9 protein-coding genes are annotated in these 11,669 nt (G+C 67.2%); 3 read left to right on the top strand and 6 right to left on the bottom strand.

The annotated features are described in order from the left end of the window. On the top strand, positions 1-349 hold a 349-nt coding region (locus tag FJY88_03930; GenBank protein MBM3286488.1), incomplete at its 5' end, for a phosphoribosylglycinamide formyltransferase. Positions 350-381: 32 nt separating this feature from the next. Here FJY88_03930 and FJY88_03925 read toward each other — a convergent pair. Then, on the bottom strand, positions 382-2,037 hold the full coding sequence (locus tag FJY88_03925; GenBank protein ID MBM3286487.1) for a hypothetical protein: 1,656 nt from the start codon (positions 2,035-2,037) through the stop codon (positions 382-384). Positions 2,038-2,043: 6 nt separating this feature from the next. Then, positions 2,044-3,036, bottom strand: a complete 993-nt coding sequence (locus FJY88_03920) for a TGS domain-containing protein (protein ID MBM3286486.1) — start codon at positions 3,034-3,036, stop codon at positions 2,044-2,046. Between the two features lie 256 nt (positions 3,037-3,292). Here FJY88_03920 and FJY88_03915 point away from each other — a divergent pair, with 256 nt between their 5' ends. After that, a complete protein-coding gene (locus FJY88_03915) occupies positions 3,293-4,414 on the top strand; it encodes a thioredoxin domain-containing protein (protein MBM3286485.1) in 1,122 nt (373 codons plus the stop codon). Here FJY88_03915 and FJY88_03910 read toward each other — a convergent pair. The 4 genes from FJY88_03910 to FJY88_03895 all read right to left on the bottom strand — a co-directional run bounded on the left by FJY88_03910 (position 4,398) and on the right by FJY88_03895 (position 8,131). Further along, complete coding sequence (locus tag FJY88_03910; protein ID MBM3286484.1) at positions 4,398-4,862, bottom strand: hypothetical protein; 465 nt, start codon at positions 4,860-4,862, stop codon at positions 4,398-4,400. The two genes, FJY88_03915 and FJY88_03910, sit on opposite strands and share 17 nt — an antisense overlap. 217 nt (positions 4,863-5,079) lie before the next feature. Further along, positions 5,080-5,580: a hypothetical protein gene (locus FJY88_03905; GenBank protein ID MBM3286483.1), complete on the bottom strand. Its 501-nt coding sequence runs from the start codon at positions 5,578-5,580 to the stop codon at positions 5,080-5,082. Between the two features lie 14 nt (positions 5,581-5,594). After that, complete coding sequence (locus tag FJY88_03900) at positions 5,595-6,509, bottom strand: DUF362 domain-containing protein (protein MBM3286482.1); 915 nt, start codon at positions 6,507-6,509, stop codon at positions 5,595-5,597. Between the two features lie 23 nt (positions 6,510-6,532). Continuing rightward, entirely contained in the window at positions 6,533-8,131 is a 1,599-nt protein-coding gene (locus tag FJY88_03895) for a tetratricopeptide repeat protein (protein ID MBM3286481.1), read from the bottom strand. A 211-nt stretch (positions 8,132-8,342) separates the two neighbouring features. Between FJY88_03895 and FJY88_03890 the strand changes: the two genes are divergently transcribed. After that, positions 8,343-11,648, top strand: coding sequence for a peptidase (locus FJY88_03890; protein ID MBM3286480.1), 3,306 nt, complete (start codon positions 8,343-8,345; stop codon positions 11,646-11,648). The last annotated feature ends 21 nt before the right edge of the window (positions 11,649-11,669 follow it).

The raw sequence follows: 11,669 nt of genomic DNA, 5'->3' as shown, positions 1-11,669 counted from the left end.
ATTCATGAGCCAGATCGGGCCGGCGCTCCTCGATCGGTACGCCGCCCTGAACATCCACCCCGCGCTGCTGCCGAGGCACGGGGGGACGGGGATGTACGGGCATCATGTCCATGAGGCCGTGCTCGCCGCGGGGGATGCCGAGAGCGGTTGCACCGTCCACTTCCTCGATCCGGACTACGACCACGGCCCCATCCTTGCGCAGCGGCGCGTCCCCGTTCTCTTGGATGACACCCCCGACACGCTCGCCGAGAGGGTGCAGGAGGCCGAGCGCGAGCTCTATCCGGAGGCGATCGGCCTGATCGCCGCGGGCCGTGTCCGGGTGGACGCCGGCCGCGTCCTTGTCGCCTGACGTCAGCGTCGCGGATCGATCCGCTCGGCGTCTCAGCGACGGTCGTTCACGCGGTAGAGAAGCCAGGAATGCCGCCATGAGGCGAAGTCCTCGATCCTTCCCAGAGGGATCAGATCATCGGACCTGAACGAGCGCGACTCCTTGCGGATGAAGGCGATGTTCACTTCCCACCCGAGGACATATTCGATGTCGGCCTCGCGGATGTACTCGATGTTCCTCTTCTGGACCAGGGACTCGTAGCAGGCCCGGTTCACGACGCCGTCCAGATTGATCACGACGAGGTTGTCTGCGAAGTAGCCGAGCGCGCCGGTCTGGGAGCTGCCGATTCTGGTTCCGTCCGGGAAGCGCTCGCGCGCCCAGAGACCCACGTTCATGTAACCCGACTCGATCGTGTCGCGCGATGTGTACAGCTCGCGCAGCGAGGGCGGGAGGATGTTGCCTATCAAGATGAAGGCCAGGACGACGCCGAGCAGCCCCCATCGCCGTGGATCCGCGGCGAATCGCAACCAGAAGGCGCCCGCGACGATCCCGATGCCGAGGGCGAAGAGCATGGCGCCGGGGAAGAGGTATCGGGCGAAGAACCAGGGCGCGAAGATGAAGAGGGAGTAGGCGAGACAGAGCGCGACCACATAGACAAGCGCGGGAAGCAGGCTCGCGAGGGGGCGCGTCAAGCTCAAGAGGGCGGCGCGTCCCCCCAGGAGTCCGCCCAGGAGCAGAAGAACGATCAGTCCGGCGATCGCGATCCTGCTTCCGTTCATGATGATCTGTCCTGCCCTCGCGAGATTGGGCAAGTAGAAGTTGGCGATGGTCGGCGCGTGGTCGACGTTGGCAAGCGACATGTGCCGGACGGCTTTGCCGCTCACGGGGAAGATCTCCCCGGTGTGGTGAAGGGCGTATCCCCACCAGGGAAGATTGACGAGGATCGCGATCCCCGCGGCGAGCAGGATGGGTCTCAAGGCGTCTCCCGTGCGTCCCGCGCCGGCGGATCTCCGGAGGAGGACCGCCCCGGCCGTCAGAAGAAGCAGAACGCAGTCGATCCTCGCCAGGGCAGCCAGGCCGCCCATGAGCCCGAGCAAGAGGGCCGCTCGATCCCGGGCGCGGCGGCCCTCGGCCGCCAGCAGCCTCTCGAGGGCCAAGAGGGATCCCGCGCTGAAACAGACCGCGACCGCGGTCTCGAGGCCGTTCACGCTCTGCCGGATCGCATAGGGATTGAAGATCCACGCCGCGGCAAGGAAGAGCGGCGCCGCGCGCGAGGGAACGATCCTCATCGCGAGGATGCAGAGGACGGCCAGGGTCGCCGCGTCGAACACCGAGAGCATCACGAGGGCGGCGTGCACGGGGGACTCGGGGTTCACGGGATGAATCCAGTAGAAGGGGACCATGAGGAAGACGAAGAGGGGCTGAAACCCGTTGGTCGGATCGAGGCCGTAAAGGGGGCCCAGCCCGCGGGCGATGTTCCTCGCGAGAGTCAGGGAGATGTAGGCGTCGTCGGGCAGCACGAGACCGTCAATGAACTCGATCGGACGGAGCGCGACCGGCAGCCGGACCAGGAAGTCGAGGACAGCGAGGGCCGCGATGAGAAGCCAGGGGCCGCGTGGACCGAGCGCGACGCCGGCGGCCCCTCGCGGGCGCGCGGAATCGGGGGTCGTCTCGCTTGGGGGGCCGATCGTCGAGGCGGCAGTCATCATCCGCACCTACGCATGGATCTCGACTATGTCCCGATCCTCGAGGGGGTGGGCTCGCTCGACGGGCTGGCCGTCGAATCGCGCTGAACCCCAGATTCTCGCGAACTTGAACTTCTGGACGAAGTCCTTGTGGATGATCTCCGCGAGGTCCATCACGCTCGCGCCCCGCTTCAGGACGAACGGCCTGTTCATGTCGGGCTTCTTGCCCGGCTCCTTCGCGTAGACTCGGATCACGTCGAGAACCTTGAAGAGCGCGGCGCGCAGGTCCTCGATCCCCGTTCCGCGGATTGTCGAGACCTTGTGCATGGGAAGATCGCTCCCCATCGCCTCGTGGACCATGCCGGCCGCGTCCTCATCGGAATCGAGATCGATCTTGTTGAGGACGAAGCGGACCGGCATCACGCGGGCGGCGATCCCAAGCTCCTCAGGCACGGGGCGTCCTTTCGGGACGATGCGGGAGCGCGTCAGAAAGCGCTGCGCCGCCGCCGCGTGCTCTAGCGCCTCCGGGTCCGCAGCATCGAGGATAAGGACGAGAACATCCGCGTTGCGGCCGATGTTGACCAGCAGAGGATCGAAGGGCTCGGCGGAGAGCGGCGGGGTGTCGACGAGCTGCACCTGCACGTCCTCGAAGTGCATCATCCCCGGCATCGGGAGCTTCGTCGTGAATGGATAGTCGGCGATCTCGGGGTGGGCGCTCGTCAGGACGGCGAGCAGGGAGGACTTCCCCGAATTCGGCGGGCCGAGCAAGGCGACCTGCCCGGCTCCCTCTCGGGGGATGTGGCCGGGGTCATGCCGGCGGCCTCCGGATCGGCGGCCCTGCTCCTGCAATTCGAGGGACTTGGAGAGTCTCCGCTTGATGTCCGCTTGGAGCTTCTCGGTCCCCTTGTGCTTGGGGATCGTGGCGAGCATCTCCCGAAGAGCCTCGATCTTCTCCTCGAGGGTTTCGGCCTTGCGGTAGCGCTCTTCCGCGGCCTGGTACTGCGGTGTCAGATTCGCCGGCATCGTTCTTCGGGTTCCGACCTCACTCCGCCATTCTACCCGTCCGGGGGAGTCGGATGGAGGAGGGAATCTCCCCGCGCGCCCGCCAGGCGTCGTCGCCGCGATTCCGCTCCGGAGCGGGGGGACCGCATGGTACACTTCCAGGTTCGGCTTTGATCCGCCAAGGCGGCGGACGCGCGCGCCCAAGTTCCCCTCGAGCGCCTCTCTTCGCCTCCTGCTGCGTCAGCACCATCGAACCGGCGATCTCGAAGCCCTGCGCATGGTTCGCGTCACGCTCGCCTCGATGGCGGCGGGAGGGATCTACGATCATCTCGCGGGCGGGTTCCATCGATACTCGACCGATGAGAGGTGGTTGATACCCCTTTTCGAGAAGATGCTCTACGACAACGCCCTGCTGGCGATCGCCTACCTCGACGCGCATGAGGTCACCGGCGATCAGGGCTTCGCGAGCGTCGCGCGCGAGACGCTCGACTATCTCTCGCGCGAGATGACGCTGCCCGAGGGGGGATTCTGTTGCAGCCAGGACGCGGAGAGCCCGGAGGGGGAAGGAATCTTTCACACCTGGACCCCAGAGGAGATCGGCGCCGTCCTGGATGCGGAGACGGCGGATCTCTTCTCCAGGGCCTATGACGTCGACGATGTCGGCAACTTCGAGGGCCGGTGCGTGGTGCACCGCGTCAGGACCGACCAGGAGGTCGCTGCCGTCTCGGGTCTCGCGGAGGCGGATGTGCGCGGGCGGCTTGAGGAGGCGCGCCGCGCTCTCTACCAGGCGCGAGAGCGGCGCCCGAAGCCGGCGCGGGACGAGAAGGTGTTGCTCGACTGGAACGGGCTCGCCGTCTCCGCATTCGCTCGCGGCTCAAGGGCGCTTGGGGAACCTGACTTCCTGCGGACGGCCGAGAAGGCGGCCGGCTTCCTCCTGCGCGAACTCAACGACGGGAACGGCAATCTCCTGCACATGTGGCTGGGCGGCGCGGCCAGAGTTCCCGCCTTCCTCGACGACCACGCAGCCATGCTCGTCGGCCTGATCGATCTTCACGAGGCTTCGGGGAACGCCGATTGGCTGAGGGAGGCGTCCCGCGTCCTTGGATCGATGAAGGAGCGCTTCTGGGACGATGGCGGCGGGGGCTTCTTCGACACGGGCGAGGAGCGTCGCGATCTGATCGCGCGCACGAAGCATGCGGAGGACTCGGGAGCCCCATCCGGCAACTCCCTCGCCGCGTGCGGGATGATCCGGCTTGCGCGGATGACGGGCGACTCCGAGGCCACGGCGCTGGCCGAGCGCACGCTCCGCTGCTTCGTCCATTCGATGGAGACGATCCCGAGCGGCGCGGCCCACATGCTGCTCGCCCTCGATCTCTACCTTGCTAGAGGGAACCGATGATGCCCCGGATCACCACGGGGACGACGGCTGTGGGAGTGCCGATGTCGAGTCGGCCGACAAGCGAGAGGGGATCGATCTGAGACATGAAGCCTGGGGGCATGCAACCTGGCCCCGGGCAGAACGAGGCAGGCCAATGCGGCGCTCCGACCCGGAGGACGATCAGGTCCTGCGCGGCGTTCACGGCCTTGCACCCGGCCCGCATGATGGCCACCCAGCCCCTGTCGCCGATCTCCATCCCCTTGCTGAGGAACTCCGGGAGCAGACCGAAGCCCATGATCGGCGGTCCCGGGACGGGGATCTCGATGGCGCTGCCGCCGGGTCCGCAGCCGGGTCCCCGAAACTGGATCTGGACCGCGTGCATCGGCACTTCCAGGGAGGCGAGCGGGGCGAGCAGGAACAGCACCGCGCATCCGGCTACAGCCAGTAACATCTTGCTGGTCAATGACATGGCAGCCTCCCGAGTCGATCCTGACATGGCTCCGGCGGGCGCAGGGGCTCCGACCTCCGCTTCATCCCCGCATCCCGACGACTCCTTAGACGCACGGGAAGGCCGGGACGTTCTATGGAAGGTCGATGCCCGAGGAACGACCCCCGGTCTCGCCTGTCTCGTTCCAGGGGACGGGCTCAGCTACGCGGCTGCGCTCTCCTCGCCGGGCCGCGGCGGCTCACCACGGGGCGGGCATGTTGTAGGCGCCCCATTCTTCCTTGGAGGGGCCGTAGATCCCGGGAACCCGCAGGCCGGCCTGCCTCATGACGACCGTCATCTGCCCGCGATGGTGCGCCTGGTGCATGATCAGGGCCGAGAGGACCTGATGGCGCTTCCAGGTCTGCCCGTACATGGAGATCTCGTCCTCGAGCATCGCGTCGGTCCACTTCGAGGGGAGGTGCGTTGAGAGCGCGGCGGCGTCGCGGCGGTAGGCCTCCTGGATCTCTCCCGCCTTCTCGGGAACCGGCGCCTTCTCGTCCAGAGGGCTGATGGGAAGGCCCGCGTCGCGCATCATCTCGCCCACGGTCAGGGTCAAGTGCCAGGCGAGATGTGCGAGCGTGCGACCCTCCTGGGTCACCTTCTGCGATAGGGATCCGTCGCTCAACGCGTCCAGGATCTTCTGCGTCCCGCTGCTCTCCTCGGTCCAGTCGGTCAAGAAGTCGGCAATCGTTCTGTACATGCGATCCTCCTCGCCTAGGCGTCGAACTCCTTGATCGCGAGCTTCCCCATGTCGATCTCGCCCACGCCGAGATCGTATGCCCCTTGGATGTGCGCGATCGCTGACGGATCCAGATTGAAGAAGCGCGCGGCGAAGGCATCGACCGCGACCGGGTCGATCCCGGCGATCACCTGCCGCGCCTTCAGCACCTCTCCGGGGCCCGCGGGACCGTTGCTCAGGAGCACGTGATTCGCGTCCATGATGACCAGATTGTGCCGGATGGCGCCCGCGAGCTCCGAGATGCACTGATGCAGGTCGGTGCGATGGAAGGTGATCCGATCCCAGTTGATCCCCATGAGGTTCTTCATCGCCAGCGTCACTCGCGATCCAGCATGATGCTTCGCGATCGGCATGTTGATGAAGACGTCGGCGTCGAGGACATCGCCCGCGATCTCCACGGTGCGGAGGATCCTGCCCCGCGGCACGGGGATCTCCCGGTACTCGCTCCTGTCCTGCGCGGCTTTGATCGTCCCGCCGGCGCGCCGGACCGCGGCCGCAGTCCCGTTCCCCTCGAAGGAGCGAAGCTCGTCGTGGCTGAGGACGACGACTCTGCCCGCGCCCGCGGCGACGCACTCGCGCACGACCGCCTCGACCATTTCCGGGTGGGTGTTGATCGCCATCTCGGGCGGGTTACCGCCGATCGGGTTCGGCTTGACGACCACCAGATCTCCGGGATGGACGAACTTGTGGAAGCCCCCCAGCGCCTCCACCGCGGCGAGGCAGTTCTTCACGGGCGACTCGCCGCGAGCGACTGCCAGATCGAGCGGCGGATGGTAGAGGTCGAGGCCGGCGGCCGAGAGGGCGCGTCCCATCCGTCCCGCGGATGCAAGGGCGGCGCCGAGCGCCGCCGTTCGCGCCAGGAATCTCCTGCGGGTGAGGTTGAGCTTCATGTGTGGGTCCCTCCGGGTTGCGCCTATCGCTTGGTCAGTTCATTGAGAGCGGTCCGGGCCTCCTCCGCCTGCGGACCGGTCGCCGTGTTCTTCAGGAAATCCTCGTACGCCTTGATCGCAGGATCCGCCTTTCCCATGCGGCGGTAGACGTCGCCGAGCATGAAGTAGGAGTTGGCGAAGGAAGGATCGAGGGCGATGGCCTTCTCGTACTCCCGCGCCGCATCCTCGAGCCTTCCTGCGTTGAGGTATCCCTCCCCGAGGCTGTCGTGGGCGTTCGGATCGTCGGGCTGCACCTGGGCGTAACGCTCGAAGTAGCGGATCGCCTGATCCGGCTGCCCGAGGCCGAGGTAGCTGTAGCCGATCAGGTTCAGGGCGTTGGTGTCGTTCGGATTCCTGCCGAGGTAGAAGTCGAACGCCTTGACCGCATCCTCCCTGCGTCCGGCCGTCGCGTAGGCATAGCCGAGGTAGAGGCGCGTCTGCGGGTTTTCCGGCTCCAGGGCCTCCGATCGCTCGAGGGCATCGACGGCCTTCAAACCCAGACCGGCCTGAACGCAGGTCATTCCGAGCCTGCGATACGCGGCGGCGTCCGTCGGCGTTCTGCGCGCCTGCTCCTCGAGATCGGCGATCGGGGACCACTGCTGCTCGAGGGTTCTCCTCGCCAGTTCCGTCCGTTGTCCGTCGGGGTGGCGGGCCATGTACTCGCGGAGCTTGCCGCAACCCGCCGTGTAGTCGCCCGAGCGCTGGGTATCAAGAGTGATCTTGCGATACTCGACACATTCCGCGAGGGCGGGCTCGAGGGCGAGAGCGAGCAGGCTGTCGGCGTTTCTGCTCGCCCCGTCATAGTCGCGAGCCGCGATCATCCTCGAGCCGGCCTGGTAGGCGAGGATCGGCCCCCAGTCCAGCTTCGCGTGCTCGTCGATCAGCGGCCTCTTGGCCGCCGCGCGATCGAAGACGGTCGATGCCGGATGGCGCCGGACGACCTCGGCATAGCTCGCCGCGGCCCGCGCCATCTCTCCGGTCTCTTCATAGGCCTCGCCGAGGCGGCAGAGCGCCATCGCGGCGACCTCGGGGGACGGCGAGCCGGAGAGGACCTTGTTGTATGTCTCGACGACCTTCGGCCGATCCCCCGCCCGGAAGAAGGCGTCGGCGGCCGAGATCGCCACCTCGTTCATCCATGTGTCGGACGCGCCGCCTCCAGGCATCTTCGACGCGGCGTCCAGCGCCAGGGCGTAGTCGTTGCCCGCCCGGCTCCAGTCCCCGCGCGCCTGCGCGATCTCGCCCTTCCGTCGCGCCGCTTCCGGGGCATAGGGGCAGGTCGGGTAGTCGTTCAGGATCCGATCGCACAAGCGCTCGGCCGCCATCGTGTCCCCGATGCTCCTCAGATGGAGATTGACGGAAGCCATCGCCGCGACCGGGGCGAGTCGATCCTGAGGGGAGCGCGCCAGGAAGGACTCGTACTCCCGCGCCGCTCCCGCGAGATCCCCCGTCATCGTCAAGCGTGTCGCCCGGTCGAACTCGGGAGCCGTTGCGGCTCGCGCCGCGGTCGCGAGAACCAGAAGCAGGAGAAGCAAGATAGCTGGAGCGGATCGAGCAACGATCGGGAGTCGCGGCCGGCGGTCCATCGTGGCCCCCTTCTTCCGCGCGCGAGCACGGTCCCGGCAGGTCCGATGTGGCGCGGCGGCACGATGCAGCCTAGCACGATGGCATAGAGGGCGACCAGAGCGATCTGGCGGCTGGTCGCGCCGCTGGTGTAGGATCAGCCTTCACGCGCGCGGGCCGCTTGATGCGCTCGATGGGGAGCAACGAGTCCGCCGAGACCAGGGGAGGTGGAGGATGCCCTCACAGACAGGCTACTACCGTCATCCGACCATCCACGGCGATGCCGTCGTCTTCGTCTGCGAGGACGATCTCTGGACGGTGTCGAGCGAGGGGGGAATCGCGCGCCGTCTGACATCGAATCCCGGTTCCGTCTCCTTCCCGACTCTCTCTCCCGACGGGTCCAAGATCGCGTTCACCGGCAAGGACGAGGGGCCTCTGGATGTCTACGTGGTCGATCTTGATGGCGGTCCGGCCCGGAGATTGACCTGGCTGGGGGGATACACCTATCCGGTCGGCTGGAGCCCAGACGGAAGCGAGGTCATCCTTGCGAGCGACTGGCGGCAGGCTTTTCGAGGCTACTACCACCTCTATGGCGTGCCCGCCGCCGGCGGCGTCCTGCGCCCTCTGAGCTGCGGCCCCGCCAAGGCGCTCTCCTACCAGCGAGACGGCCGCGGCGTCGTCATCGGCAGGAACTCGGGCGATCCGGCGCGCTGGAAGAGGTACCGGGGCGGCACCGCGGGCACGATCTGGATCGATCGCCGTGGCGACGGCTCCTTCTCTCAGCTCGTCAGGCTCGCCGGGAACGTGGCCAGTCCGATGTGGATCGGCTCACGAATCTACTTCCTCTCGGACCATGAGGGGTACGGCAATCTCTACTCCTGCACGCCCGCCGGGCGGGACCTCCGCAGGCAGACGGACCACGAGGACTACTACGTTCGCTTCCCCTCGACCGATGGACGCAGGATTGTCTATCACGCCGGGGCCGACTTGCACATTTTCGATCCGAGGAGAGGAATCTCGCGGAAGCTCGACGTGCGCGTGGCCAGTCCGCGCCCGCAGCGCAACCGCAAGTTCGTTCCCGCCGCGCGCTGCCTGGAGGGCGTCGATCTCCATCCGAAGGGGCACTCGGTCCTGACGGTGCATCGCGGCCTGCTGCACGCGATGGGTCTCTGGGAAGGGGGCGTCAGCGCCCTCGGAGGAGGCCAGGGAGTGCGACTCAGGCTGGGCAGGTGGCTTTCGGACGGCAGGCGCGCGGTCGCCGTGAGCGACGAGGGGGGAGAGGAAGGGCTCGTGGTCCTGGCCGCGGATGGCGGCGAGAAGCCGAGGCGACTGACGGGCGACTTCGGCCGGGCGACCGATCTCGTTCCCTCGCCGGCCGGGCCGGACCGCGTCGCGCTGACGAACCAGCGCCAGGAGCTGATCCTGATCGACTTGATGAGCGGCAGATCGCACATAGTCGAGAGGAGCGCACATGGGCGGATCGATGGCGTCAGCTGGGCCCCGGACGGTCGCTGGATCGCCTATGGCTTCCCCGATGCCCGCAGGACCAGTCGCATCCACCTTCTGGAGATCGCAACGGGAAAGGTGACAGCGATCACGCGTCCCGGATTCAGAGACGGACGGCCCGCCTTCGATCCCGGGGGCAGGTTCCTGTACTTCATCTCGTGGCGGGTTTTCGATCCTGTTCCCGACGGCCAGTACTTCGACTACGGATTCCCGAAGGGGAGTCTGCCTTGTCTCCTGACGCTTCGCCGCGATCTTTCCTCACCATTCTCCCTGGCGGCTGCCCTCCCACGCGCCCCCGGCGCGCCGGCTCCGCAGGATCCCCGCAAGGAGGGCGGGAAGAAGAGGGGCCGGGAAGGAGAGGCGCCCGCGCCGATCGCGATCGACCTGGAGGGGATCGAGGATCGCGTCGTCGCCTTCCCGGTTCCCGAGGCGAGATACGGGAAAGTCCTCGGCGGGCACTCCCGCGTCCTCTTCTCTTCCTATCCGATCGAAGGGGTCCTGGACCAGAGCTGGCTCGAGATGGGCGAGCCTCCCGCGAAGGGTCGGCTGGAAGCCTACGATCTCGATGCGATGAAGACGGAGGCCGTCCACGAGAGGATGACCGACTTCACGCTCTCGCTTGACGGGAAGACCCTCGGCATCCGGTCGGGGAACAGAGTGCGCGCCGTTCCGATCGGCTTCAAGACGGAGCAGAAGTCCGGCAACGATGCCCCGGGCCGCGAGTCCGGGTGGCTCGACATGGACCGTGTCCGCGTATCGGTCGTCCCGGGCGAAGAGTGGCGGCAGATGTTCCGCGAAGCGTGGCGGCTCCAGCGCGATCAGTTCTGGACGCCCGAGATGTCGGGCATTGATTGGAAGGGCGTGCACGACCGCTACCTGCCCCTCGTCGATCGAGCGGCGAGTCGCTCGGAGTTCTCGGACCTTCTCTGGGAGATGCAGGGCGAACTCGGGACATCGCACTGCTACGAGATGGGCGGGGACTATCGTCCCGAGCCGAGCTGGTTCCAGGGGATTCTCGGGGCCGATCTCGAGCTGGACGAGCGACGCGGCGTATGGAGTATCGCGAGAATCCCTCGCGGGGACTCGTGGGACGAGAAGAGAGGCTCCCCTCTGGCCGCCCCGGGGCTCTGTCTCTCGCCCGGCGACGAGATCCTCGCAGTCGGCGGGCGTCCGGTGAATCGCGAAGTCTCTCCGTATGAGCGCCTCGTCAACATGGCCGGCCAGGACGTTCGGCTCACCGTTCGCTCGAAGGGCAGCCGCGCCCGCGGCGCCCGGAAGGACGAGAAGGCGGGCGGCGGGGCGGGGCAGATCCGCACGATCACGGTCCGGGCGCTGCGCGACGAGTCCGCGCTACGCTACCGCGACTGGGTCGAGCGAAAGAGGGCTTGGGTGCACGCGGAGTCGAAGGGCAGGATCGGGTACATCCACATCCCCGACATGGGGGGCGGCGGTTTCTCGGAGTTCCACCGCTACTACCAGAGCGAGGTCGATCGGGAGGGCCTGATCGTCGATGTCCGGTGGAACGGCGGCGGGCACGTTTCGCAGCTTCTCTTGACAAAGCTGCTGCTCCGCAGGATCGGGTATGACGCGAGCAGGTGGGGCGAGCCGGAGCCGTATCCGACGGACGCTCCGATGGGACCCATGGTCGCGCTGACCAACGAGTACGCGGGATCCGACGGCGACATCTTCAGCCACGCCTTCAAGCTCTACAAGCTCGGGCCGCTGATCGGGAAGAGGACCTGGGGAGGTGTGGTCGGCATCTGGCCCCGGCACTCGCTCGTCGATGGGACTTTCACCTCGCAGCCCGAGTTCGCGTTCTGGTTCGAGGACGTGGGCTGGGGCGTGGAGAACTACGGCACCGACCCCGACATCGAGGTCGAGATGGCTCCCCAGGAGCACGCGGCGGGCCGCGACACGCAGCTTGCGAGGGGATTCGTCGAGATCACGAGGAGGCTGCGAAGAAAGGCGCCGAAGATCCCGCCCCTCGATCGGCGCCCGAGCAACGCTCCCGGCGGTCTGCCGACGAGACAGTGAGGAGCCACAACCGGGGGCTGG

The organism is Candidatus Eisenbacteria bacterium (assembly GCA_016867495.1).
Classification (GTDB): domain Bacteria; phylum Eisenbacteria; class RBG-16-71-46; order CAIMUX01; family VGJL01; genus VGJL01.
This window is presented reverse-complemented; position numbering and strand designations above follow the sequence as displayed.